The organism is Streptococcus sp. TATVAM-FAB8 (assembly GCF_046592795.1).
Taxonomy (GTDB): Bacteria; Bacillota; Bacilli; order Lactobacillales; family Streptococcaceae; genus Streptococcus; species Streptococcus ruminicola.
Genome location: NZ_JAWVPQ010000015.1, coordinates 1 through 25,727 on the forward strand (window position 1 = coordinate 1; position 25,727 = coordinate 25,727).

Sequence of the window (25,727 nt, forward strand, 5' to 3'; positions counted from 1 at the left end):
TCGGCAGCTGATTGGCAATCTAAAATCTTTAAAATTTGGATTGCATCATTCATTTGTTTCAATCCATCTTGTTTATGCCCTTGCTTGTAATCAAACAAGCCCTTTGCCCATAAATAAATCGTACGGTAATATGCTTCGCTTTCTTTGTAAAAATGATTTTGGATTTGTTTGTTAAAATAATTAGCATTAATAAAATCATTTTCATCAATGCAAAGCATAAAACCATTTAGTAACATTGTATGAATAATTTTTCGGTTTTCACCTAGTTCTCCTAAAAAATCAGTTTTTCGGAGACACTCTCTAGCATACATTGTAAATAGTTCAGGAGATAACAGAGTAGAACAAATCGAAAAGAGAGATAGTTCATGGTTTCCCCAGATTTCAGTATTAAAAAGATAATTATAAAGGAACGTTTCTTCTTCAGATGTTAGTTCTGTTGTTTCATCAAAGGCTTTCATGTGAGCTTTGATGATTATGGTGTAAAGCATTTTTGTATCTCTATTATTCTGCTTATTTTGCTCACTTTCATATAATTTCTGTAAACCACCTTGATCAAGCTTTTCTTCTAAAGAATAGATTTTTTCTTGTAATTCTACTAAATCACTTTTCAAAAATCCTCTAGTTAGATAAAGAAATTCATTAATTTCAATATGTGCGTTTTCAAGAGCTATCAATAATTTTTGAGCAGAAAGGTCATGTTTCCCACTTTCAAATTTTGAAAGCATCGAAGGTGAGAAGTATCCACCAGTAGCATTTGCTAGCGAAATATGTCTTGCTTCTCTTAATTCTTTGAAGGCCTGTCCTAAATATTTCATGTATTACTCCAGTTTATTAAGAATTCTTTTGAACAAATTATACCTCTTTTTATCAATTCACTGCAAAAATTGTGTCATTTTTCTGAAAATTATTGCGCTTTCAAGTTGAATGTGTTATAGTTATTCTGTAAATTTAATAAGACATTTGGGGTGCGTAAAAGCTGAGATTATACCCATTGAACCTGATGCAGTTAGAACTGACGAAGGGAAATGTGTGAGCAACAAAAAGCTGTTTTTTTGTTGTGCAAAAATCGATATAAGATAGTTCTTTTGTAAAGTCAAAAGAGCTGTTTCGCAGTTTTTAAATAGATAAACTCCATTTGAGATTTTTCAAATGGAGTCTTTTTATTTCTGTGAGCTTTTGGTGCATGTTAGTGTCAGGAAAGGAATTTTTATGGCGAATAATCGTGTACACCGTTTAACTGTTTTGGCTATCATGATTGCTTTGGATTTTTTGCTAACACCGCTGTTTCGGATTGAAGGCATGGCATTTATGTCCAGTGTGATGAATATCATTGCGGCAACTTTCATGACGCCTATTTATGCTGTAGCTATGGCATTAATTGTTGCTATTATGCGGATTTTAACTCAAGCTGGTGTGGCTAGTGTAGCTCCATTAGCTATTATTGGATCTGTCCCAGGAGCTTTTTTAGCCACTTATTTTTACCGTTTAACGAAAAAGCCTGTCATGGCATGGTTCGGAGAGTTTCTTGGAACAGGGATTATTGGTTCGCTACTTTCTGCACCAGTTATGGTTTGGTTTTGGACCATGTCAGCTCATGGGGATGACGAGTTACTTGCAAAAGCAAGTCAGGCACAATCTTTGGTCTTTTTTACCCCACGATTTGTTTTGGCGACTTTGATTGGAGGCTTTTTGGCAATGGCTGTGCTTCGTGGCTTGAAGTATTCAACACATTTCATGAATTTGAAAAAATTATATGCCTTAGAAAGTCTCAAGGAGGATGGATTACAATGACAGATGCAAAAATGTTTGACGGTTACGCAGACACGTATGACCAATGGTTTATGACAAATAGTAATGTCTTCGCCAGTGAATTAAAACTGTTGCACCGAGCTTTACATGATATTGAAAAAGAAACCATTCTATCAATTGGATGCGGCAGTGGTCTTTTTGAATCAGCTTTGCATAGACAATACGGCATTCAGGTTAAATACGGTGTTGAGCCGTCAAATGATATGGCGACAATTGCTAGAAAACGTGGCATGACAGTCAAGATTGGGGATGCAGAGAGTGCTACACTTGCAAAAGAAGCCTATGATGTGATTTATTTAAACGGTTGTTCGAGTTATATCAAGGATTTATCGTCAGCTTACCAGAATTGCCATCGCGCCTTGAAAAAGGGAGGTCATTTGATTTTGCTGGATGTTCCAGTGGAGAGTGCTTATGGTATTTTGTATAAATTTGCTGCTCATGTTGGTGGTTATAATAAAGAAATTTTTCATAAAATTGCCCCAACTTTTCCTTATCCAATCGAGTTAGTCCGCTCTGCTGTTTTCCATTCTCCTCTTGAAAAAGAAGCGATTTTAAGAGATGAACTTGGCATGACAAATATTCGATATTTCCAAACCCTTACAGCTCAGCCTATCTATACTAATGATTTTGTGGAGGAACCGATTGATGGGTATGACAAAGGAGGCTATGTTGCCCTTGTTGCCCAAAAGTAAAAGTGTTATTTTTCTTGATTTAGACGGGGTTATTTTTGCTTCTTATGGTTTGTGGGATGAGGTGATTGAGAAAGTCTTGGCTTTAGCCAATATTTCCTATACTCAAACGATAAAAAAACACCTCTGGCGTTTAAATATGATTGAGTCGCAAGCTTATTTATCAGCTTTATTTGCCAAAGAAAACTTGACTTATCCAGAAAAGAAAACTCAGCAGCTACTAGAAGAGGCTTATCAAAAGGTTTCACTCGTGCCGCAAGCTGTAGAGACCTTAGCCGATTTAGCTGAAGAAGATTTTTTGATTTATGCAGTCACATCAAATTATGATGATTTAGCCAAAATCGGTTTAGAATCGGCAGGAGTATTGCAATACTTTTCTGGTATTTATTCTTGTATTGCGCTAGGATTTCCTGATAAAACAGAAGATTTTTATCAAGCGGTACTTGAAACTGAAGCCTTATTTGACAAGACGATTTTTTATCTAGAAGATAGCACGCGCCATTTAAAAACAGCTCAAAAATTTGGCATTCAAGGTGTCTATCTGTCAAATACTGAAAACCCGCAAGACAATCAAGAGCAGGCATTTCGCACCATTCGTCACTTAAAGGAATTCACAACAATAGTAAAGGAAGAAATGAATGATTAATGAAATGAAAGAACGTAGTCAAATCTTCATTGATAAGATTTTAGCAGATGATTTTATCAAGCAAATGATGGCGGGCAATTTGTCTGATGAGGCAATTTGCCATTACTTAAAAGCGGATGCTATTTATTTGGAAAAATTCGCTGATATTTATGCTCAGCTATTTGCCAAAATTTCCGATAAAGCAAGCAAAGACTTCTTTTTAGGTCAGATTGACTTTATTTTTAATCATGAGGTTGGAGCTCACCATATTTTAGCTGAGGCAGCTGGAAGAGATTATCATGATATTATTGCTGATAAGGCTTGGTATCCAAGTTCTGACCATTACATTAAGCACATGTACTATCAGCTAAGTCAAGATAATCCAGCTTACATCTTGGCAGCCATGCTTCCATGTCCGTGGATTTATCAGCAGGTTGCTAAAAAAGCACTTGAGACTGGTAAGGTTGCAAGTGATAATCCATTTAAAGCATGGTTTGAGTTTTACGCAGCTGACGAAGCAACAGCTTGTTTACCGACGTATTTTGACCTACTAAAGCGATTTAGTAGTCAACTACCAGAAGAAAAAAGAAAAGAAATGATTCGTGTCTTTTTGGAAAGTTGTCAGCATGAACGCAATTTTTTCCAAATGGCAATTGATCAGGAAGAGTGGCCAGAGGAGGTAAGAAATGTCTAAATTACAAGTAGCTCTAACAATTGCTGGAACTGATCCAAGTGGTGGGGCGGGTATCATGGCTGATTTAAAGAGCTTTCAAGCGCGTGGGGTTTATGGTATGGCGGTTGTTACCAGTGTAGTTGCACAAAATACCCAAGGTGTTCAAGCTATTTGTAACCTTGATCAAATGATTCTTGATGAGCAGCTAAAAAGTGTCTTTTCTGATATTAAGCCAGATGCGATTAAGACAGGGATGCTGGCGGAAGTTGAAACCATTGAGCGCGTGAGTCAGTATTTGAATACTATGTCATGTCCTTACGTCCTTGATCCTGTCATGGTAGCAACAAGTGGCGATCGTTTGATTAGCCAAGAAGCAGTAGAGGCTCTTAAAGAAAAATTGCTTCCTTTGGCAACCATTATCACACCAAACTTACCAGAAGCTGAAGTACTTTTTGGACAAGAATTAAAAGACGAAGATGCCATTTTCAAAGCTGGAAAGTCTATTCAAGCTAAATACGGTGTTAAAAATGTTGTCATCAAGGGTGGCCATTTACAAAATGAAGCTAAAGACTTTCTCTTTTTAGAAAATGGTCAAGTGCAGATATTTACCTCTGAACGAATTCCAACCAAACACACACACGGAACAGGTTGTACCTATGCAGCAGTCATCACGGCAGAATTAGCCAAAGGTCGTTCTGTTCAAGAAGCAGTTGGAACAGCTAAGCGTTTTATCACCGAAGCTATCAGAACTGCTCCAGAACTTGGTCATGGAAATGGTCCAGTTAATCACGTCACATACAAAGGAGATTAAATGACTTATTTAGATGACTTACGAGAAAATAATCCTTTGACCATTTGTTTAACAAATCATGTGGTCAAAAATTTCTCAGCAAACGGACTTTTAGCTCTAGGAGCTTCCCCTGCTATGAGTGAGTATCAACCAGATTTGGAAGATTTTTTACCAAACGCTAGTGGTCTTTTGGTTAATATTGGTACTTTGCAAGAAGGAAGTTGGCAACTTTATAAAGATGCCTTGAATATTGCTGAGAAGCATTCGGTGCCAACTGTTTTGGATCCAGTTGCTGCTGGTGCTGGCCCTTATCGTAAGAAAGTTGCGTCTGATTTACTAAACCATCACAAGGTTTCACTTTTACGGGGAAATGCTGGGGAAATTGCTGCTTTGATTGGACAAAATGTCAAAAGTAAAGGCGTTGATTCTGCTGATGTTGATGATATTGGACACCTCGCTTGGTTAGCCAATCAAAAACTTGAAATTCCTGTCGTCATCACAGGAAAAACAGATGCAATTGCAGTCAATGGTCACGTTAAACTTCTTAAAAATGGCAGTTCCTTAATGCCTCTTGTTACTGGAACAGGCTGCTTACTTGGAGCTGTACTAGCAGCATTTATCGGACTGGCTAAAGAAGGTGACTTACTTGCTTGCTTAGAAGAAGCAGTCTCAGTCTATAATATTGCAGGTGAGCTAGCAGAAGCTGCATCAGGCAATGGTTTACCTGGAAGTTTTCAGATAGCTTTTTTAGATGCTCTTTGCAAAATCACAAATCAAGATGTTGAGCGATTGAAGAGAGTTGAGGTGTATTGTGAATAAAGAACAATTACAGGTCTATTTTATTTGTGGCACGCCAAATTGCCCCAAAGGGAAATTTTTGGATATCTTAGAAGCAGCTTTTAAATCGGGAGTAACTTGCTTTCAGTTTCGCGAAAAAGGTCAAGGTGCACTTTCTGGGCAAGAAAAAAAGGAACTTGCTTTAAAAGTTAAAGAACTTTGTCGTAAGTATCACGTTTTATTTTTCATCAATGATGATATTGATTTGGCTTTAGAAATTGGTGTTGATGGTGTTCATCTAGGTCAAGATGATATGCCAGTTCGTGAGGCTAGAAAGTTGTTTCCAGATAAGTTGATTGGTCTATCGGTTGGAAATGCTAAAGAATATCATTTATCAGCTATTGATGTTGTTGATTACATTGGTGTAGGGCCTATTTTTCCAACTTCTTCAAAATCTGATGCTGGCCAAGTAATCGGATTAAATGGTCTGAGAGAAATGCGTGAATTGGATAAAGACATTCCAATTGTGGCAATTGGTGGCATTACATTTGGTGATGTAGCTGCTATTCGGCAATCTGGAGCAGATGGTGTTGCTATAATTTCAGCCATTGCTCAGTCCAAAGAAGTTGAACTTGATACGCAACGATTTGCCAGAGCATTTGACTAGGGTATAGTTTGAAACTATACCTAGTCTTTTTTAATAAGTATTAGTCAATATTTTTAAAAGAGTGTAAAATTGTATGTACATTCAGAAATTTTAATGATTGGAGTACATGCCATGACACGAAAATATAACTTTGAAACTCTACAATTGCATGCTGGTCAAACTGTTGACTCAGTTACTAAATCTCGCGCTGTTCCAATTTACCAAACAACATCATATGTTTTTGATAATGCTCAAGAAGGTGAAGATTTATTTGGTTTGAAAAAACCAGGAAATATCTATTCACGTATCGGGAATCCAACGGTAGAAGTTTTTGAAAATCGTATTGCTGCCCTTGAAAATGGGGTTGGAGCAGTCGCAACATCATCTGGTATGGCAGCAATTACTTATGCTGTTCTTGGGCTTGCTCACGCTGGCGACCATGTGGTGGCAGCGACAACTCTTTACGGTGGAACATTTAACTTACTCAAAGAAACTCTTCCGCGTTATGGCGTGACAACAACATTTGTTGATGTTGCCAATCTTGAAGAAGTTGAAGCAGCTATCAAGGATAATACAAAACTTGTTTTGATTGAAACGCTTGGAAATCCTGTTATCAATATTCCTGATATCGAAAAAATTGCTGATATTGCGCATGCTCACAAGATTCCATTGGTAACTGATAATACCTTTGGTACACCATATCTAATCAATGTTTTCTCACACGGTGTTGATATTGCCGTTCATTCAGCGACAAAATTTATCGGTGGACACGGAACAACTATTGCAGGTGTAGTTGTGGATTCAGGAAACTTCGATTGGGAAGCATCTGGTAAATTCCCACAATTTGTAGATGAAGACCCATCATATCACAATATCAGCTACACTCGTGATATCGGAGCTGCAGCCTTTATCACAGCCCTTCGTGTGCAATTATTGCGTGACACTGGTGCAGCTTTGTCACCATTTAGTGCTTTCTTACTTTTGCAAGGTCTTGAAACATTGTCACTTCGTATTGACCGCCATATTGAAAACACTAAGAAAATCGTTGACTTTTTGGCCAATCATCCAAAAGTTGAAAAAGTCAACTATCCAAGCTTGCCATCGAGTCCATATTATGACTTGGCTCAAAAATATTTCCCTAAAGGTGCTGGTTCAATCTTTACTTTCCACATCAAGGGAGGGCAAGAAGAAGCGCATAAATTTATCGATAACCTTGAAATCTTCTCTGATTTAGCAAACGTTGCGGATGCCAAATCTCTTGTTGTTCACCCAGCGACAACAACTCACCAACAACTTTCTGAAGAAGATTTGAAAGCTTGTGGAGTAACTCGAAATCAAATTCGTGTATCTGTTGGTCTTGAAAATGCTGATGACTTGATTGAAGATTTGCGTCTAGCTTTGGAAAAAATCTAATCAAACAATCGTGTTGATGTTCATAGGGTAAAAGCAAGCAGTCTGTATGCCAAACAGACTGCTTTTTGATAGAATGAAAGTGAAAAATAGCTTAGTTACTCCAAGGAGGAAGAAAGTTGTCAAAGCTTGAAGAAATGACTCGATTATTTGAAGAAAACGCTGATTCGGCAAAAGCGCAAGTTATGTCTGCCTACATGAAAAATCGATTTTCTTTTTATGGTATTCAAACACCAAAACGCCGAGCGCTTTACAAATCATTTTTAGTCAATGAGAAAAAATCAGAAAAGCTTGATTGGGCTTTTTTAAAGCAGGTCTGGCAAGATGACCACCGTGAGTGTCAGTATTTGGTTCTTGATTACTTGCGTACGATGCAAAGATTTCTGACTTATGATGATATTGAAAAGCTTGAATATTTTGCAAGAAGCAAACAGTGGTGGGATAGTATTGACATACTAGCCGTTGTTATTGGTCGCATTGGATTAACGGATGAGAGAGTTGATAAGGTGATGAAAGCGTGGGCACATGATGATAATATCTGGCTATGTAGACTAGCCATTCTTCACCAGCTTGGTAGAAAAGATCAGACTAAGATTGATTTACTCCAAGAGATTCTTCTGAGAAATCTAGGTTCAAAGGAATTTTTTATCAATAAAGCCATAGGTTGGGCTTTACGTGATTTGTCAAAAACTAACGCTGCTTGGGTTAGACAGTTTATCATGACAAACAAAGAACACTTATCACCACTTTCAGTTAGAGAGGCAAGCAAGTATCTTTAACTTTCAAGCATATTCTTCGTTTAAAAAGAGATTTTTCGGTAAAATGAAAGGAGAGTAAAAGGCTTTCTTTTCTTGCAAATAACAAAAAAACTCTCATAAATGGAAGGAATAAACGATGACAACTTTTCTTGGAAATCCCGTAACTTTAATTGGTAAACAACTAAAAATTGGTGAAACAGCACCAGATTTTTCATTGCGAGCATCTGATTTAAGTATTAAAAGCTTGTCTGATTTTGCTGGAAAGAAAAAAGTAATTAGCGTTGTGCCATCAATTGATACAGGTATTTGTTCAACACAGACACGTACGTTTAATAAAGAACTTTCAGCTATGTCTGATACCGTGGTAATTACGATTTCAGCAGACTTGCCATTTGCTCAAGCACGCTGGTGTGGTGTTGAAGGTCTTGCTCAAGCGGTTATGTTGTCTGATTACTATGACAATGAATTTGGGAAGACTTATGGTCTTTTAATGGCAGAATGGCATCTTCTAGCGCGTGCTGTGCTTGTTTTAAATAAGGATAATCAATTGGTTTATGCTGAATACTTGGAAAATGTTAACTCAGATCCAGATTATCAAGCGGCTCTTGCTGCCGTAAACTCACTATAGTTAAAAAATCTCACTTAAGCTAAAGTGAGATTTTCTTAGTATTATCATACCATTTTATCAAGCGAAGCAACTTTAAGGATTATATCAGTGACTTCTTCAGAACTTTCAAATCCACCATTACTTACCCAAAGAGAGATAATACTCTCAATGGAAGATAAATAAACTTCAAGCGCATATTGATAAGGAATTTCATAATAGCTCACGAGAATATCTTTGAAATCAGGGATAGTCAAAAGAAAGCTGTAAATAAAATCTTTGATAGTTTTAGAAAAATCGGAAGAAGATGATTTTGAAATGGCATAAATAAACTCAAAATTCTTACGGATGTAGTCCAGACACTGGATGATAACAGTCCGACTATCAGAAAAAAGAGAGTCGTCATTTAGAATAGCTAATAACTCATCAAGTGTTTCATTTTTTAGTTGGTCCATCATGTCACATTTATCAACATAATGAAGGTAGAATGTTCCGCGATTAATGCCAGCAGTTTTGGTTAAATCTGAGACACTAATCTCCTCAAATCGTTTTTCCAACAAGAGTTTAGCTAAAGCTTGTTTAAGATAGTTCTTGGTTTCTGTTTGTCTCTTTGCCATAAAAATCAGCTCCTTTCTTAGTCCTGGTCTAAAATGAACAGATTGTCTATTTTTGTCCTTGTTTAATAATTTATCAAATTATATAATATAGTCCAAATTAAATCAACAAGATGTCTAATTAAGAAAAAATAAAGAGGTGAATTTCATGGCTTATATTGAAATGAAGCATTCTTATAAACGTTATCAAGCAGGTGAAACTGAAATTGTGGCTAATAATGATATTAATTTTGCCATTGAAAAAGGAGAATTGGTCATTATTTTAGGGGCATCGGGAGCTGGAAAATCAACTGTCTTAAATATTCTCGGTGGTATGGACACGAACGATGAAGGGCAAGTTTTGATTGACGGGGTTGATATTGCTAAATACAATGCAAAAGAATTAACAACTTATCGTCGTAACGACGTTGGTTTTGTCTTTCAATTTTACAATTTGGTACCTAATTTGACCGCCAAAGAAAATGTGGAGCTAGCATCAGAAATTGTCAGCGATGCAAGAGATGCTGAGCAGACTTTGATTGATGTGGGACTTGGAAAACGTCTTAATAACTTCCCAGCACAGCTATCTGGTGGTGAACAGCAGCGTGTGTCAATTGCGCGTGCGGTAGCCAAAAATCCCAAATTATTGCTTTGCGATGAGCCGACTGGTGCCCTTGATTATCAAACCGGAAAACAAGTTCTAAAAATTTTGCAAGATATGTCACGTCATAAAGGTTCAACCGTGATTATTGTTACACACAACTCAGCTCTTGCTCCAATTGCTGACAGAGTGATTCATATGCATGATGCCACGGTAAGTAGTATCGAAGTGAATGAGCATCCTCAAGATATCGAAACACTAGAATATTGAGGTGGTGGCTATGTCAAAAAAGACTTATTGGAAAGATATCAGAAAATCAATCGGAAGTTCAAAAGGTCGTTTTTTATCTATCATGCTTTTGATGATGCTTGGAGCTTTTGCCTTTGTCGCCTTGAAAGTAACAGGACCTGACATGCAAAGGACAGCAAGTGTTTATCTTAAAAAGCAAAATACCATGGACTTGTCAGTCATTGCAAGCTACGGTTTTAGTGATAATGACCAAAAAGAGCTGGCAACAATCAAAGACAGCAAAGTTGATTATGGCTATCTGACGGATGTGACAATTAAAAATACCGATGATGCTATTCGTGTGTTTTCAAATAGCAAACACATTTCAAAATATGAGTTAGTTTCAGGTGTTTATCCCAAAGCTACTGATGAGATTGCCTTAGCTTCAACCATGCAAAAGAAATACCACCTTGGTGATAAGATCAGCTTTATCCAATCTGACGAACAAGGCATTTTGAAAAAAACAACATTCAAAGTTGTTGGCTTTGTCAATTCCTCAGAGATTCTTTCAAAATCTAGCCTTGGAACATCAAGTGCTGGAAACGGAGTATTGAAATACTATGCCGTCGTTCCAGAATCAGCCTTTGACAGTGACTTTTACACGATTGCTAGAATTCGTTATGATGATTTAAAAAATCTAAATCCATTTTCAGAGACTTATAAGAAAAAATTAGCTAAAAAAGAAAATGCGCTAGAGGATTTGCTTTCTGATAATCCTAGCCAACGTCTAGCACAATTAAAATCAGAAACGCAAACTTCACTTGATGCTAATCAAGCAAAGGTCGATGCAGCTAAATCTCAACTGGAAGCGCAAAAAGCCATGCTCGCACAATTACCAAGTGAGCAACAATTGGCAGCACAAGACTCAATCAAGCAAGCGCAAGCTCAAATTGCTGAGAGTGAAAAGCAGGTTAGTGACGCTAAAACGAAGCTTGATTCTATGAAAGAGCCGACTTATACAACGTATACTCGCTCAACTTTGCCAGGTGGTGGAGGTTATCAAACCTACATTTCAAGTACCTCAAGTATTGGCAGCATCGGCAATGTCTTTCCTGTTGTCTTATATGTTGTTGCTGCTTTAGTGACTTTCACAACAATGACGCGGTTTGTAGATGAAGAGCGTACTAATTCAGGAGTGTTAAAAGCTCTTGGTTACAGTAACAGTGATGTTATTATGAAATTTGTTATCTATGGTTTTGTTGCTAGCATGACAGGAACCATCTTGGGAATTTTTGCGGGGCATTACATTTTGTCGCGAGTCATTGCTGAGATTGTTACAGGTGATACAACTTTAGGAAGTACGACTTATTATTTCTATTGGTCGTATACTTTGATTGCAATTGTATTTGCTCTTGTTAGTGCGGTTTTACCAGCCTTTATTATTGCTAGAAAAGAGCTTAGTGAGAAACCTTCTCAGCTTTTGTTGCCAAAACCACCAGTCAAAGGTTCAAAAATTTTCTTAGAACGTATCGGTTTTATTTGGCGCCGTTTGTCATTTACACATAAGGTTACTGCCCGAAATATTTTCCGATACAAGCAGCGCATGCTGATGACCATATTTGGTGTTGCCGGTTCGGTTGCCCTTTTATTTGCTGGACTAGGCATTCAATCGTCATTAGGAAAAATCATTGATAATCAATTTTCACGTTTGATGCCTTATGACATGATTGTGGTCACTAGTGATGATAGCAGTAGCCAAAAAGAGTTGACGTCTGTTTTAGATTCTAAAAAAGTATCCAAATACCAAAGCATATATTTATCACATGTCACAGAAAGTATTTCTGGATTGACAGATAAGCAAGACATTTCAATTTTGGTTAGTCAAGGTAAAAATTTTGAAGACTTTATTCATTTGAAAGATGCTAAAACAGCACAAGACTTGACCTTAACGGATGATGGTGTTGTCATATCAGAAAAACTAGCAAGCTTGTATCATGTTAATGCAGGTGATTCTTTTGACTTGAAAGATGAAAATGGTAAAAAACATGTTCTTAAAGTTTCAGCAGTTGCTGAGATGAATGTTGGTCATTATCTCTTTATGTCACAAAAAGCTTATGAAAAACTCTTCGATGAAGAGGTTAAAGATAATGCTTACCTTGTCACACTTAAAAATCATTCTAGTAAGAATATCGAAGATATGTCTACAAGATTATTAGCCATGGATAGTGTATCAGCTGTTAGCCAAAATGCTTCACTGATTAAGAATGTTAACTCAGTCGTTGTCTCTCTTAATGGCGCAATGACGATTCTAATCATCATATCCATTTTACTTGCTGTAGTTATTCTTTATAATTTGACTAATATTAATGTAGCTGAACGTATTCGAGAATTATCAACGATTAAGGTTCTTGGATTTTATGATAATGAAGTGACCATGTACATTTATCGTGAAACCATTAGCTTATCATTAATTGGTATTGTAGTAGGATTGATTGGCGGAAAATATTTACATCAACTGATTATGAATATGATTGGTTCAGATTCAATTAAGTTTGGGACTGAAGTTGGCTTACCAATATACGTCATTCCAATTATCGTTGTTATTGGAATACTATTCTTGTTAGGTTGGCTTGTTAATCATATCCTAAAAACAGTTGATATGCTAGAAGCTTTGAAATCAGTTGATTGAGTTCTTAGAAAAAAATCGAATAAATAGTAAAGGAGCAGTAGGTCCACTGCTCTTTTAACTTGTTTAATGTTCAGATTAGTATTATAATACTAACATATAAGGAGAGATAGCTATGAGTGAATTGATTGAGAAATATGAAGCAAATCCGATTGCCAAAGTTTCTTTAAGTGATGTAACAGATCATTTTAAGGGAAAGGCCGTTTCAAAATTAGGAGATACTGGAAATGTATCAGTTGTTAACTTAAGTGATATGACTGAGACTGATATTGATTACGACCATTTGAAAAAGATTGATGCTGAACAAGACAGTGTCTCACGTTACCTTTTAGAAGATGGAGATGTTTTAATTGCCTCAAAAGGAACAGTAAAAAAAGTTGCTGTTTTTCATGACCAAGATAGGGCAATCATTGCATCAGCTAACATCACCGTGTTAAGACCGACTGCTGACATTTCAGGAACTTATATCAAATTATTCTTAGAATCTGAATTAGGTCAAGAACTTCTTGAGACAACTAATACCGGAAAAAATGTGATGAATTTGAATACGAAAAAGATTGTTAGTATTCAAATACCAAAACTTCAGCCACTCAAACAAGCTTTTCTCATTCAACGATATGAACAAGGTTTGAAAGATTACAAGCGAAAAATTACTAGAGCAAACCAAGAATGGCAACATATTCGTGATGATGTTGCTAAGAACCTATTCTAGATATATAGAAGAAGTCCTCGAGACTTCTTTTTGTTATAATAGGAGTAATTATAAAATCAAGCGAGGAAATTATGAATAACATTAAGTGTCCCCATTGTGGAACAGTCTTTACCATTAATGAAACAGAATACAGTCAATTGCTAGCTCAAGTCAGAAGTAGCGAATTCGACAAAGAAATTCATGAGCGTTTAGAAAAAGAAAAGGCACTTTTAGAAGAAAAATCAAAAAATGATTTGCAAGTTCAAGCTAGTGCTAAAGATAAAGAAATTGCAGATTTGACTACGCAATTAGAGCAGCTAAAACAAAGTTTAGAGCTTGACAATCAGCGCCAACTAGCTAAGAAAGACCAAGAAATTCTCGAGTTAAAATCTAGCTTAGAAAATTTCCAATCAAATAAAGATTTGGAACTAACAAAAGCTTTAACGGAAAAAGATAAAGAAGTAGCTGAGCTTAAAAATCAACTCGAACGTTTATCACTTGAAAATAAAACAAGTCTGGTAGAAGCAGTTGCTAGCGTTGAAAAAGAACGTGATGATGTTAAGTCAAAATTAGCTCTCCAAGAAAAAGAAGCTGAATTATCTCTTGCATCTGTTAAAAGAGATTACGAAGCTCAATTGAAAGCTGCCAATGAACAAGTTGAATTCTACAAAAACTTTAAAGCTCAGCAATCAACTAAAGCAATTGGTGAAAGTCTAGAAGTATATGCCGAGACAGAATTTAATAAAGTGCGTGCCTATGCTTTCCCAAATGCAACCTTCGGCAAAGATAATGAAGTATCAAGCCGTGGCTCAAAAGGGGACTTCATTTATCGTGAAACTGATGAAAATGGTATTGAAATACTATCTATCATGTTTGAGATGAAAAACGAAGCCGATGAGACAAAAACTAAACACAAAAACAAAGATTTTTACAAAGAATTAGATAAAGATCGACGTGAAAAAAATTGTGAGTATGCGGTTTTAGTTACCATGTTAGAAGCTGACAATGATTACTTCAACACAGGAATTGTCGATGTTAGCCATGAATATGAAAAGATGTACGTGGTTCGTCCGCAATTATTCATCCAATTGATTGGTATTTTGCGAAATGCTGCGCTTAATTCTCTTAAGTACAAACAAGAATTAGCCTTGGTTCGTGAACAGAATATCGATATTACACATTTTGAAGATGACCTTGAAACCTTTAAAAATGCCTTTGCGAAAAACTATAATTCAGCAAGTAATAACTTCAAAAAAGCCATTGATGAAATCGACAAATCAATCCGTCGTATGGAAGAAGTGAAACGTTTCTTAACGACAAGCGAAAACCAACTTCGACTTGCTAACAATAAACTTGACGACGTTTCAGTCAAAAAATTAACTCGAAAAAATCCAACAATGCGAGCAAAATTTGAAGCGTTGAAAGATTAAAAATGATGTCAGATTTTATGACAGATGAAGTCAGTTTAAAATTCTTGTGCTATAATGAACCTATCCCTAATAAAAGAGGTTATTATAATGAACAATATTATAGATTTAACAAAACCAGTAGCTGAGGTTGTAAAAGATCATCCTGAGATTAAAGCTATTTTGGTTGATTTAGGTTTTAAACCTTTAGCACAAGTAACTATGCTAAATACCGTTGGCAAAGTGACTTCTCTGAAAGCAGGAGCAAAACTGGCTAATGTCTCACTTGATAAAATTCAAAAAGTACTTGAATTTAACGGTTATGAAGTGATTGGAGGCAACAATGACTGAAAATCGTATTGAAGTACTAAAAGATATTTTGTTGCGTTTGCATCACGGTGCGGATGCTGATTCTGTTCAGGAAGATTTCAATCAAACCTTTAAAGGAGTTTCTGCGCTTGAGATTTCAATGATGGAGCATGAGTTAATGGGAGATGATACAGGTATAACCTTTGAAGATGTTATGGGCTTGTGCAACGTCCATGCTAACCTTTTTAAAGGAGCTGTGTCAGATGTTGATGTCCCAGATACAGAGCAAGAAGGTCACCCTGTTTATGTGTTTAAACAAGAAAATCTCGCTTTACGCTCAGCTATGTTGCGCATTCGCCGTATTATTGAAAACTATGAGAAACCTGAAAATGCAGACTTTCGTGATGATTTGTTACGTGGTTTGAAATTTCAAATGGGGCTGTTAGGACAATTTGATAATCATTACAAACGTAAAGAAGAGCTCTTTTTCCCATTGATGGAACAGCATGGTCATGATGCTCCGCCACGCGTCATGTGGGGTGTGGATGATGATATTCGTGAGCTCTTTAAAAAAGCACAAGCAGCAGTGGGTAAGTTGCCAGAAATCTCAATTTCAGAAGTTTCACAATCCTTTGAAACTTTTGCTCATGAATTCGAAGAAATGATTTTCAAAGAAGAAGCTATTTTGCTGATGATTCTTCTTGAAGCTCTTACCCAAGATGATTGGTTAGCAATTGCTGATGAAAGTGACGCGTACGGTTATGCCATTATTAAACCAACCACTAAATGGCAACCAAAACGTGAGTCATTTGACAGCGAGAAACCAGAATCTGCTTCTGTAACAGTTAATTCTGATGACTCTTGTCAAACTAATGCTGAATCAAATGATAGTCAATTGACGAAAGTTATCGATACGCCAGAAGGACAGTTCACCATTAGCTTTACACCTAAAAAAGAAAAGCCAGCTGTTGATCGCACAACTGCTCAGCCATTTGGTAACGGGTATTTGTCAGTAGAACAAGCTAACCTGATTTTAAATCATCTCCCTTTGGAAATAAGCTTTGTTAATAAAGACGATATTTTCCAATACTTTAATGACAATACTGTTCCAGAAAAAATGGTGTTTAAACGTACACCAAGTCAAATTGGACGTAATGTTGAACTTTGCCACCCACCAAAAGTGTTAGATAAAGTCAAAAAAGTCTTTAAATTACTTCGCTCTGGCGAACGCGATAAAGTGGTTATGTGGTTTAAATCTGAAAAAATGGGCAAATTCATCCACATTACCTATGCAGCCGTTCGTGATGAAAACGGTGAATTCCAAGGTGTTTTAGAATACGTCCAAGACATTCAAGAATTCTTAGATATTGATACAGATGTTAACCGTGACATCTAGAAAGAATGAACAAGTTAAAGCAATACAAAGTTTTAACTTGTTTTTTATTGATGAAAACAGGTATAATATTATTTATGATTAACGGAATTATTAATTTGAAAAAGGAAGCTGGGATGACAAGCCATGATGCTGTCTTTAAGCTTCGTAAAATTTTACATGAAAAGAAAATCGGTCACGGTGGTACGCTAGATCCAGATGTTGTTGGAGTCTTACCAATTGCTGTCGGAAAAGCAACTCGTGTGATTGAATATATGACTGAAGCTGGAAAAGTATATCGTGGGCAGATTTGCCTAGGATTTTCAACAACAACTGAAGATGCCAGTGGTGAAGTTGTTGAGAAGACTCCAGTTTCAACAGAGCTGACAGAAGATACCATTGACCAAGCTATGGCGAGTTTTGTTGGTGAAATTACTCAGATTCCACCAATGTACTCAGCTGTTAAGGTTGACGGGAAACGTTTATACGAATATGCTCGCGCTGGACAAGCCGTTGAACGTCCTAAGCGTCATGTGACAATCTATGATTTTAAACGCACTAGCCCGTTAGAATTCAAAGATGATTGTTGTTATTTTGACTTTGAAGTTGCTTGTAGTAAAGGAACTTACATTAGAACCTTGTCAGTCGATTTAGGAAAATCACTTGGTTTTGCCAGTCATATGTCTTATTTGGAGCGCCAAGCTTCAGCTGGTCTTCAATTGGAAGATGCATTGACTTTGTCTGAAATCACTGAAAAAGTTGCGCAAGATGATTTTTCATTTCTTTTGCCAATCGAGTATGGCGTTATGGATTTGCCACGTGTAGATTTGACAGAAGATCAAGTTACAGAGATTTCATTTGGGCGTAAAATTGCTTTAGATAGAACTGAAGAACAATTAGCTGCTTTCTATCAAGATAAAGTTGTTGCTATTCTAATTCCACGTGATGACCTATACAAACCAAATAAAGTGTTTATATAATGGAATGGAAAAAATGAATATTCAACATATAAAAGATGCTCGAGATATCAATCGTACTCGAGACAGTGTTTTAGTATTAGGCTACTTTGATGGCCTGCATAAAGGCCACAAAGCCCTGTTTGACCAAGCTAGATCAATCGCAAAACGCAATCAGCTAGACTTAACTGTTTTGACTTTTAATGAATCACCACGTCTAGCTCTTGCTCGTTTTACACCAGAATTATTATTGAATTTAACGGCGCCAGAAAAGCGTTATGAAAAATTTGCTGAGTACGGCGTTGATGATCTTTACTTGATTGATTTTACGTCGGCTTTTTCGAAAGTTTCGTCAGAGGAATTTCTTAATACTTATATCAAAGCTTTACGAGCAAAAACTATTGTCGTTGGTTTTGATTATAAGTTTGGACACGATAGAAAAGACGCAGCTCATTTATCAGAAATTTTTGATGGTGATGTTATTGTAGTTCCTGAAGTTCAAGATAACGGAGAGAAGATTAGTTCTTCACGTATCCGACAAGAAATTCTATCAGGAAATGTTTCTGAGGTGAATCGTCTTCTGGGCTATGAATTTTCAACTAAAGGGATTGTTGTTCATGGCGATGCTAGAGGTCGCACGATAGGATTCCCGACAGCAAATCTTGCCGTTTTAGACCGTGTTTATCTTCCAGGTGATGGTGTTTACGTGACAGATATTATTGTTTCGGGAAAACGCTACCGCTCAATGACAAGTATCGGAAAAAATGTGACTTTTGGTGGCCAAGATTTACGACTGGAAGCAAATATTTTCGATTTTGAAAACGATATCTATGGCGAAACGGTCGAAATTATCTGGTTAGATAAAATTCGAGGCATGATTAAGTTCGCTGGAGCCGATGAATTGGTTGAACAGCTAAAATCTGATAAAAAAATTGCCCAAAATTGGGGAAAAAATAGAAAACTTTTTTAAAATTTTGTATAATTAAGTTAAGAAGATTAGAGAGGTGGTTTTATGATTACTTTATTTTTGTCACCAAGTTGTACAAGCTGCCGAAAAGCACGAGCTTGGCTTAATGAACACGATGTTAAATTTCAAGAACACAATATCATTACCAGTCCTCTTAGTCGCGATGAATTAATGGCTATCTTGGCCTTCACAGAAAATGGAACAGAAGATATTATCTCAACTCGTTCAAAAGTTTTCCAAAAGTTAGATATTGATCTTGACGAGTTATCTGTTTCAGAATTGATTGATTTAATTGCGAAGAATCCTGGTTTGCTTCGTCGTCCAATCATTTTGGATAACAAACGCATGCAAATTGGGTTTAATGAAGATGAAATTCGTGCATTTTTACCACGTGATTACCGTAAACAAGAATTGCGTGATGCAACGATAAAAGCAGAAATTGAAGGATAGAAAGGAATAACTCTTCAACAGGTTGATGTCTGTTGAGCTATGGAAAACGATTCGTTTTCTTAAGAGTTTGGGCATCTTTGTATGAAAAACTACAGCTATCCACTTGATTTGTCTTGGAGCACTGAAGAGATAGCATCAGTGCTTCATTTTTTGAATCAGGTTGAGGCCGCATATGAAAAGAAAGTTGCTGTTAGCGATTTGTTAGATAGCTACGCAACCTTTAAGACAATTGTGAAAAGTAAAGCACAGGAAAAACAAATTGATCGCGAATTTCAACAAAGCAGTGGCTATTCAACTTATCAAGCCGTAAAAGCTGCTAAAGCAAAGGAGAAAGGATACATTTCCCTTGGAAAATAAGTTTCAATTTGCTAAAGACATTATTCGTGACGCAGGTGACTTTATTAAGTCTAATATGGTTAAGGGTCTTGAAATCGAAGAAAAGACACGTTTTGATGATTTGGTAACGAATCTAGATAAAGCAACTCAGGAATTACTAATCACCAAAATTAAGCAAGCTTATCCAAGTGACCATATCTTAGCGGAAGAAAATGGCGTACACCATGATATTACCGATGGAAATGTCTGGGTACTTGACCCGATTGATGGTACTGTCAATTTTGTGGCGCAAGGTACGCATTTTGCTGTTATGATTGCTTATTATGAAAATGGTGTCGGTCAGTTTGGTTTGATTTATGATGTGATGAACGATACCTTGTATAGTGGTGGTGGTCAATTTGATGTTTATATGAACGATCAAAAATTACCACCATTTCAAGATCGACCAATGAACCGATTCTTGGTAGGCTGCAATGCTAATATGTTTGCGTATAACTACCATGGACTCCATGATATGATTGAGCATACTTTAGGAGTTCGTGTTTATGGCGGTGCTGGAATCAGTATGGCAGCAGTTATGGCTGGACAATTATTGGCTTACTTTTCTTACATTCAGCCTTGGGACTATGCAGCCGCTAAGGTGATGGGAGAAAAACTTGGTTATGTCTTATTAACTATTGATGGTGAAGAACCAGATTTCACACATCGTCAAAAAGTCATGTTTGTTCCGAAAGCAAAATTATCAACGATACAAACTTATTTATCTCAAACCTAGTATTTTTACTAGGTTTTTCTTTTACACCTATGGTAAAATAAGAATGAATTTACAGAAAACGTTTTTATTGGAAATACACATATAAGGAGATTTGTTTATGATGAATTGGCTAATGACACAAAATGTTGTCTTTTTAGCCTTGTTAGCAGGCCTTTTTACTTGGGGATGTACCATTCTTGGATCTGCCGTTGTTTTTTTCTTTACTAAAGTTAGCCGAAAATTGCTAGATATTATGATGGGATTTGCCGCAGGTGTCATGATTGCAGCTTCTTTTTGGTCCTTGCTTGACCCAGCCCTTGCTTATGCTAAAGCAGATTATGGTAATCTAGCCTGGGTACCCGCAGCAGTTGGATTTTTACTCGGTGGCTTTAGTCTCCGATTGATTGACGCCCTTGTTCCTCACTTGCACTTAGGGTTAGATGTTTCTGAAGCTGAAGGGGTTCAACCAAAGAAAAAACTCTCAAAAACGGCTCTTCTCTTCTTAGCGATTACTATTCATAATTTTCCAGAAGGTCTAGCGGTCGGTGTTACTTTTGGAGCTTTGGCTTCTGGTAATATGACTAGTTCGGCGCTTATTGGTGCACTAGGACTTGCTATTGGGATTGGTTTACAAAATATTCCTGAAGGGGCTGCTTTGTCAATTCCGATTCGAGCTGATGGGAGTTCTCGTTTTCGAGCTTTCTTTCTTGGCGCAATGTCAGCCATTGTTGAACCAATTGGGGCTGTTTTAGGAGCAGCACTAGTGATTATTATGCTACAAATCATACCTTATGCCCTTGCTTATGCAGCTGGTGCCATGATGTTTGTGGTTGTCGAAGAGTTGATTCCTGAATCACAGACAAATGGAAATACTGACGTGGCCACTCTTGGATTAATGGTTGGTTTTGTTATCATGATGGTAATGGATGTAGCGCTGGGCTAATAACTTCATATTTAAAAAAGAGATTGAGATAAAATACCTCAGTCTTTTTTTGTGTGCAAATTATTTGAAACAGTTTTCAAAATTTATTAAAATGGACAAAAAAGAAAAAGGTGACCTTATGGCAATTACAGTTAATTTGTATTATAAAGGTGCAAACGGCAGTGCTAGACGATTTGTAGAAGAAATGGAAAAATCTGGTATAGCAGATGCTATTCGTGCTGAAAAAGGTAATTTACGCTATGACTATTTCTTTCCGGCTAAAGAAACTGAGACAGTTTTATTGATTGATAGTTGGGAAAATCAAGAAGCCCTTGATATTCACCATGCTTCACCAATGATGACTACTTTAGCGAAATTGCGCGATAAATATGATTTGCATATGACAGTTGAACGTTATATTTCAGATAATAGTGACGTTGATGACAGTGCTTTTATTCGCCATTAATTTATCAATTACATCGATTATTAAGTTTTCTACAGGAGGTATTCAGATGACATCATTTGCATCATTTTTTACAGAAATTACTGCACAAGAAGTTAAAAAGTGTTTAGAAGTAGCAGAAGGTTTTATTCTCTTTATTGGTCGCCCTAGTTGTCCATATTGTCGCCGCTTTGAACCGAAGTTAACTCAAGTTGCTAAAGATAATCAACTTACTGTTTACTTTGTAAATAGTGAAGCAGCCGATTCTGATATTCAAGACTTAAGAACAGCATATAATGTTCCAACAGTACCAGGATTATTAGTTGCCAAAGCTGGTCATGTTAAAGTGGTGTGTGATTCGTCGTTGTCAGAAGAAGCAATTTTAGATTTTATCAAGAATTAGATTAGGAGAATATATGGACGTTAAGCAATATGACTATATTGTTATTGGTGGTGGTTCTGGTGGGATTGCTTCAGCTAATCGCGCAGCTATGCATGGTGCTAAGGTGATTCTTTTTGAAGCGAAAGAAGTTGGTGGTACCTGTGTCAATTTAGGATGTGTTCCTAAAAAAGTGATGTGGTACGGGGCTCAAGTCGCTGAGACGATTCAGACATACGCTAGCGAATATGGTTTTCACACGGCTGATACTACCTTTGATTTCAAAACTTTAAAAGCTAATCGCGAGGCTTATATTGACCGTATTCATGGTTCTTATGAACGCGGATTTGATAACAATGGTGTTGAGCGTGTTTATGACTATGCTAATTTTGTTGATTCTCATACGGTTGAAGTTGCTGGTCAATACTATACAGCTCCGCATATTTTGATTGCGACTGGTGGTCATGCTCTTTATCCTGATATTCCAGGTGCTGAATACGGCATGATTTCAGATGACTTTTTTGCCTTAGATAGTCTTCCAAATAGCGTTGCTGTTGTTGGAGCTGGCTACATTGCTGTTGAACTTGCCGGAGTCTTACATGCACTCGGTTCAAAGACGGATCTTTTTGTTCGTAATGAACGACCACTTCGTACGTTTGATAAAGAAATTGTTGAAACCCTTGTTAAATACATGACCGAAAGTGGTCCACAATTACATACGCACTCAATTCCAAAAGAAGTTATAAAAAATGCCGATGACTCTTTGACGTTAATTTTAGAAAATGGCGAATCTTACACGGTAGACGCTATCATTTGGGCAATTGGCCGTAAAGCAAATGTGAGTGGATTCGGACTTGAAAAAACAGGAGTAGAATTAACCAAAGAAGGTTTCATTAAAACAGATGCCTATGAAAACACCTCTGTTGACGGTATTTATGCTCTAGGAGATGTTAATGGCAAACTTGAATTAACGCCAGTAGCAGTTAAGGCAGGAAGACAATTATCAGAGCGTCTTTTTAACAACAAACCAAATGCAAAAATGGATTATAAAGACGTTGCCACAGTCATTTTTAGCCATCCAGCGATTGGTTCTATTGGCTATTCGGAAGAAAAAGCTACTGAAGTATTTGGATCAGATAAGATTAAAGTTTATCGCTCAACTTTTACGCCCATGTATACTGCTCTAGGTAATCATCGCCAACCAAGTAAAATGAAATTGGTTACTCTAGGTGAGGATGAGAAAATTATTGGTTTGCACGGTATAGGCTACGGTGTTGATGAAATGATTCAAGGCTTCTCAGTTGCTATCAAAATGGGAGCTACTAAAGAGGATTTTGATAATACGGTAGCCATTCATCCAACAGGAGCCGAAGAATTTGTAACAATGAGATAGATTTAAAATTTTTATAAACAAACAAAGCAGTTCGGATAAGAACTGCTTTTTATTGGTTAAATTGCTTATTAAATCAGTCATATGCTTGTCTTAAAGTTGTAATTAACATGTGAAATTGTTATCATATAAGTATGAAATTACCTGATAAATTTATTGAAAAATACCGTAATCTTCTTGGACAAGAAGCAGATGATTTCTTTGCTACATTTGATCAAGAAGCCATTTCTGGATTTCGTGTAAATCCTCTGAAAAATGCTCAGCATGTTTTTGAAGATCCTATTCCAAATACCCCTTGGGGTCATTATGGAAAAGTTTCTGGTAAGTCTGCTGAACATGTTTCTGGTCTGGTCTATTCTCAAGAACCTGCTGCTCAAATGGTTGCTCAAGTTGCAGCACCGGGTGATCACATGCGCGTGCTTGATTTAGCAGCAGCACCGGGTGGTAAATCCACTCACCTTCTTTCTTACATGAATAATACTGGCGTTTTGGTCAGTAATGAAATTTCCAACAAACGCAGTAAAATTCTGGTTGAGAATGTGGAACGCTTCGGAGCTAAAAATGTTGTCGTAACCAATGAAAGCTCAGACAGATTAGCCAAAGTTTTCAAAGAATACTTTGATTTGATTGTTTTTGATGGACCTTGTTCTGGAGAGGGCATGTTTCGTAAGGACCCTCAAGCTACTCAGTATTGGCATGAAGGGTACCCTGCAGAGTGCGCGAGTCTTCAAAAAGAGATTTTAGAAGAAGCGATGAAAATGCTAGCGCCTGGTGGCACACTTGTTTACTCAACATGTACATGGTCCCCAGAGGAAAATGAAGGTGTTGTTAACTGGCTATTGTCAGAATACGACTATCTTGAGCTTCTTCCGATTGAAAAAATCAATGGAATGGCTGAAGGAATTGACATGCCAGAGGTTGCTCGCATGTATCCACACCGTTTTAAAGGTGAAGGACAATTTGTTGCTAAGCTACATGATACGAGGGAACCAGCTCACCGTAAAGTTAAGCCAGTTAAATCTAATCTAACAAAAGATCAGCTTAATCTTTGGCAAGATTTCGCCAAAAAACATCTAAAAATTGAGCTAAATGGGCTCCTACAAACCTTTGGTGATAACCTTTATTTGTTGCCAGAAGGATTGCCTGATTTAGGTAAATTAAAAATTGCTCGCAATGGACTTCATCTAGGAACATTTAAGAAAAATCGTTTCGAACCATCTTTTGCATTGGGCTTAGCCCTTTCACCAAATGACGTAGAACAGTTTGTAGAAATTGATATAGAACAGTTCAAGGTTTATGTTACAGGAAATGTCATAAACTTAGAAAATCCATTAAAAAATGGTTGGTATTTAGTTTCTGTAAACGGCAACGGCATAGGTTTTGCAAAAGTTACTGGGAATATTCTGAAAAATTACTTTCCAAAAGGACTTCGCTTTAATCCTTAAACTGTTATAGGTACAATTTTTGAATGTGATGGCCTGAAAACCACTTTTCAAGCTTTCAGTGATATGTTACTATTTGCATGTGAGGTGTTTGTAACACTTCATGTCAATTACTTTTTATTTTCAAAAAGAAGTAGGAATCGCAAATGAAAAAAATGAAAATTCTTAGCTTTTTATTGCTAGCTACCTCAGTAGCCTTTGTATTATCTGGTTGTTCAAGCTGGATTGACAAGGGTCAGTCGATTACCAGCGTAGGATCGACAGCTTTGCAACCACTTGTTGAAGCTGCCGCTGATGAGTTCGGATCGACGAATATTGGTAAGACAGTCAATGTTCAAGGTGGTGGATCTGGTACAGGTCTTTCACAAGTTCAGTCAGGGGCTGTTCAAATAGGTAATAGCGATCTTTTCGCAGAAGAAAAAGAAGGTATCAATGCTGATAAGTTGGTGGATCACCAAGTAGCAGTAGCAGGTCTTGCGGTTATTGTTAACAAAAAGGTATCTGTTAACAATCTAACCACTGAGCAATTACACCAAATCTTCACTGGTAAAATTACAAACTGGAAAGAAGTTGGTGGACCAGACTTAGCTATTTCTATTATTAACCGTGCAGCAAGTTCTGGGTCGCGTGCGACATTTGATAGCATCATCATGAAAGGTGATTCAGCTATTCAAAGTCAAGAACAAGACTCAAACGGTATGGTTAAGTCAATCGTATCGCAAACTCCAGGAGCTATTTCTTATCTTGCTTTTGCTTACGTTGATAGTTCTGTTAAGACAATTCGTCTAAACGGTTATAAACCAACAGTTGAAAATGTAACCAAAAATAATTGGCCACTTTGGTCATATGAACATATGTACACTAAAGGTAAACCAACTGGTTTGACTAAAGAATTTTTGGATTTCGTTATGAGTGATGAGATTCAAAAAGGTGTCGTTGAACATATGGGTTACATTTCAGTTAACGAAATGAAAGTTACCAAATCAGCTGATGGCACTGTTACAGCAAAATAAGGAGATACT

General features: G+C 36.9%; 29 protein-coding genes and 1 riboswitch. Of the genes, 27 read left to right on the forward strand and 2 right to left on the reverse strand.

The window, feature by feature from the left end:
- On the reverse strand, window positions 1-815 hold an 815-nt coding region (locus SFC32_RS07630), incomplete at its 3' end, for an Rgg/GadR/MutR family transcriptional regulator (RefSeq protein WP_411216646.1).
- A gap of 136 nt (window positions 816-951) precedes the next feature.
- A riboswitch (TPP riboswitch) is annotated at window positions 952-1,041 on the forward strand.
- Window positions 1,042-1,209: 168 nt separating this feature from the next.
- Between SFC32_RS07630 and thiW the strand changes: the two genes are divergently transcribed.
- From thiW to tpx, 10 genes are all read left to right on the forward strand, one after another.
- On the forward strand, window positions 1,210-1,791 hold the full coding sequence (gene thiW, locus SFC32_RS07635; protein WP_014334806.1) for an energy coupling factor transporter S component ThiW: 582 nt from the start codon (window positions 1,210-1,212) through the stop codon (window positions 1,789-1,791).
- Window positions 1,788-2,501 (forward strand): class I SAM-dependent DNA methyltransferase, encoded by a 714-nt coding sequence (locus SFC32_RS07640; RefSeq protein WP_411049663.1) that lies wholly within the window; start codon window positions 1,788-1,790, stop codon window positions 2,499-2,501. The genes thiW and SFC32_RS07640 overlap by 4 nt, the downstream gene beginning before the upstream one ends.
- Entirely contained in the window at window positions 2,455-3,144 is a 690-nt protein-coding gene (locus SFC32_RS07645) for an HAD family hydrolase (RefSeq protein ID WP_411049662.1), read from the forward strand. Before SFC32_RS07640 ends, SFC32_RS07645 begins: the two co-directional genes overlap by 47 nt.
- Window positions 3,137-3,817 (forward strand): thiaminase II, encoded by a 681-nt coding sequence (gene tenA, locus SFC32_RS07650; protein WP_411049661.1) that lies wholly within the window; start codon window positions 3,137-3,139, stop codon window positions 3,815-3,817. The genes SFC32_RS07645 and tenA overlap by 8 nt, the downstream gene beginning before the upstream one ends.
- Window positions 3,810-4,607: a bifunctional hydroxymethylpyrimidine kinase/phosphomethylpyrimidine kinase gene (gene thiD, locus SFC32_RS07655; protein WP_411049660.1), complete on the forward strand. Its 798-nt coding sequence runs from the start codon at window positions 3,810-3,812 to the stop codon at window positions 4,605-4,607. Before tenA ends, thiD begins: the two co-directional genes overlap by 8 nt.
- On the forward strand, window positions 4,608-5,405 hold the full coding sequence (gene thiM, locus SFC32_RS07660; protein WP_411049659.1) for a hydroxyethylthiazole kinase: 798 nt from the start codon (window positions 4,608-4,610) through the stop codon (window positions 5,403-5,405). It begins immediately after the preceding gene.
- Window positions 5,398-6,030 (forward strand): thiamine phosphate synthase, encoded by a 633-nt coding sequence (gene thiE / locus SFC32_RS07665; RefSeq protein WP_074602024.1) that lies wholly within the window; start codon window positions 5,398-5,400, stop codon window positions 6,028-6,030. The genes thiM and thiE overlap by 8 nt, the downstream gene beginning before the upstream one ends.
- 111 nt (window positions 6,031-6,141) lie before the next feature.
- On the forward strand, window positions 6,142-7,422 hold the full coding sequence (locus SFC32_RS07670; RefSeq protein WP_411049658.1) for an O-acetylhomoserine aminocarboxypropyltransferase/cysteine synthase family protein: 1,281 nt from the start codon (window positions 6,142-6,144) through the stop codon (window positions 7,420-7,422).
- Between the two features lie 116 nt (window positions 7,423-7,538).
- Window positions 7,539-8,198, forward strand: coding sequence for a DNA alkylation repair protein (locus SFC32_RS07675; protein WP_411049657.1), 660 nt, complete (start codon window positions 7,539-7,541; stop codon window positions 8,196-8,198).
- A 115-nt stretch (window positions 8,199-8,313) separates the two neighbouring features.
- Window positions 8,314-8,805 carry a thiol peroxidase gene (gene tpx / locus SFC32_RS07680; protein WP_411049656.1) on the forward strand — a complete coding sequence of 164 codons (492 nt, stop codon included), beginning with the start codon at window positions 8,314-8,316 and terminating at the stop codon, window positions 8,803-8,805.
- A gap of 44 nt (window positions 8,806-8,849) precedes the next feature.
- Here tpx and SFC32_RS07685 read toward each other — a convergent pair whose 3' ends face one another.
- Window positions 8,850-9,398, reverse strand: coding sequence for a TetR/AcrR family transcriptional regulator (locus tag SFC32_RS07685; protein ID WP_074964617.1), 549 nt, complete (start codon window positions 9,396-9,398; stop codon window positions 8,850-8,852).
- Window positions 9,399-9,543: 145 nt separating this feature from the next.
- Between SFC32_RS07685 and SFC32_RS07690 the strand changes: the two genes are divergently transcribed.
- The 17 genes from SFC32_RS07690 to SFC32_RS07770 all read left to right on the forward strand — a co-directional run bounded on the left by SFC32_RS07690 (window position 9,544) and on the right by SFC32_RS07770 (window position 25,718).
- A complete protein-coding gene (locus tag SFC32_RS07690; protein ID WP_074563760.1) occupies window positions 9,544-10,245 on the forward strand; it encodes an ABC transporter ATP-binding protein in 702 nt (233 codons plus the stop codon).
- A gap of 10 nt (window positions 10,246-10,255) precedes the next feature.
- A complete protein-coding gene (locus SFC32_RS07695; protein WP_411049655.1) occupies window positions 10,256-12,892 on the forward strand; it encodes an FtsX-like permease family protein in 2,637 nt (878 codons plus the stop codon).
- A gap of 112 nt (window positions 12,893-13,004) precedes the next feature.
- On the forward strand, window positions 13,005-13,601 hold the full coding sequence (locus SFC32_RS07700) for a restriction endonuclease subunit S (RefSeq protein ID WP_411049654.1): 597 nt from the start codon (window positions 13,005-13,007) through the stop codon (window positions 13,599-13,601).
- Window positions 13,602-13,672: 71 nt separating this feature from the next.
- Window positions 13,673-15,010 carry a DUF2130 domain-containing protein gene (locus SFC32_RS07705; RefSeq protein WP_039696847.1) on the forward strand — a complete coding sequence of 446 codons (1,338 nt, stop codon included), beginning with the start codon at window positions 13,673-13,675 and terminating at the stop codon, window positions 15,008-15,010.
- Window positions 15,011-15,097: 87 nt separating this feature from the next.
- Window positions 15,098-15,337: a DUF1858 domain-containing protein gene (locus SFC32_RS07710; protein ID WP_411049653.1), complete on the forward strand. Its 240-nt coding sequence runs from the start codon at window positions 15,098-15,100 to the stop codon at window positions 15,335-15,337.
- The gene (locus SFC32_RS07715; RefSeq protein ID WP_411049652.1) at window positions 15,330-16,691 is read left to right on the forward strand and encodes a DUF438 domain-containing protein; all 1,362 of its coding nucleotides are present in this window, start codon (window positions 15,330-15,332) and stop codon (window positions 16,689-16,691) included. The genes SFC32_RS07710 and SFC32_RS07715 overlap by 8 nt, the downstream gene beginning before the upstream one ends.
- A 74-nt stretch (window positions 16,692-16,765) precedes the next feature.
- Complete coding sequence (gene truB, locus SFC32_RS07720) at window positions 16,766-17,647, forward strand: tRNA pseudouridine(55) synthase TruB (RefSeq protein ID WP_411049651.1); 882 nt, start codon at window positions 16,766-16,768, stop codon at window positions 17,645-17,647.
- A 13-nt stretch (window positions 17,648-17,660) separates the two neighbouring features.
- Entirely contained in the window at window positions 17,661-18,593 is a 933-nt protein-coding gene (locus SFC32_RS07725) for a bifunctional riboflavin kinase/FAD synthetase (RefSeq protein ID WP_411049665.1), read from the forward strand.
- Window positions 18,594-18,635: 42 nt separating this feature from the next.
- Complete coding sequence (locus tag SFC32_RS07730) at window positions 18,636-19,040, forward strand: Spx/MgsR family RNA polymerase-binding regulatory protein (RefSeq protein WP_006532216.1); 405 nt, start codon at window positions 18,636-18,638, stop codon at window positions 19,038-19,040.
- Window positions 19,041-19,121: 81 nt separating this feature from the next.
- Complete coding sequence (locus SFC32_RS07735; RefSeq protein WP_006532215.1) at window positions 19,122-19,397, forward strand: UPF0223 family protein; 276 nt, start codon at window positions 19,122-19,124, stop codon at window positions 19,395-19,397.
- Window positions 19,387-20,151, forward strand: a complete 765-nt coding sequence (locus tag SFC32_RS07740; RefSeq protein WP_158913893.1) for an inositol monophosphatase family protein — start codon at window positions 19,387-19,389, stop codon at window positions 20,149-20,151. The genes SFC32_RS07735 and SFC32_RS07740 overlap by 11 nt, the downstream gene beginning before the upstream one ends.
- Before the next feature lie 97 nt (window positions 20,152-20,248).
- A complete protein-coding gene (locus SFC32_RS07745) occupies window positions 20,249-21,073 on the forward strand; it encodes a ZIP family metal transporter (protein WP_411049650.1) in 825 nt (274 codons plus the stop codon).
- Between the two features lie 118 nt (window positions 21,074-21,191).
- Window positions 21,192-21,518, forward strand: coding sequence for a putative quinol monooxygenase (locus SFC32_RS07750; protein ID WP_166044208.1), 327 nt, complete (start codon window positions 21,192-21,194; stop codon window positions 21,516-21,518).
- A gap of 46 nt (window positions 21,519-21,564) precedes the next feature.
- Entirely contained in the window at window positions 21,565-21,897 is a 333-nt protein-coding gene (locus SFC32_RS07755; RefSeq protein ID WP_411049649.1) for a thioredoxin domain-containing protein, read from the forward strand.
- Between the two features lie 13 nt (window positions 21,898-21,910).
- Window positions 21,911-23,266 (forward strand): glutathione-disulfide reductase, encoded by a 1,356-nt coding sequence (gene gorA, locus SFC32_RS07760; protein ID WP_411049648.1) that lies wholly within the window; start codon window positions 21,911-21,913, stop codon window positions 23,264-23,266.
- Window positions 23,267-23,397: 131 nt separating this feature from the next.
- The gene (locus tag SFC32_RS07765) at window positions 23,398-24,708 is read left to right on the forward strand and encodes an RsmF rRNA methyltransferase first C-terminal domain-containing protein (protein WP_411049647.1); all 1,311 of its coding nucleotides are present in this window, start codon (window positions 23,398-23,400) and stop codon (window positions 24,706-24,708) included.
- Window positions 24,709-24,851: 143 nt separating this feature from the next.
- On the forward strand, window positions 24,852-25,718 hold the full coding sequence (locus SFC32_RS07770; protein WP_411049646.1) for a phosphate ABC transporter substrate-binding protein PstS: 867 nt from the start codon (window positions 24,852-24,854) through the stop codon (window positions 25,716-25,718).
- Window positions 25,719-25,727: the final 9 nt, after the last annotated feature.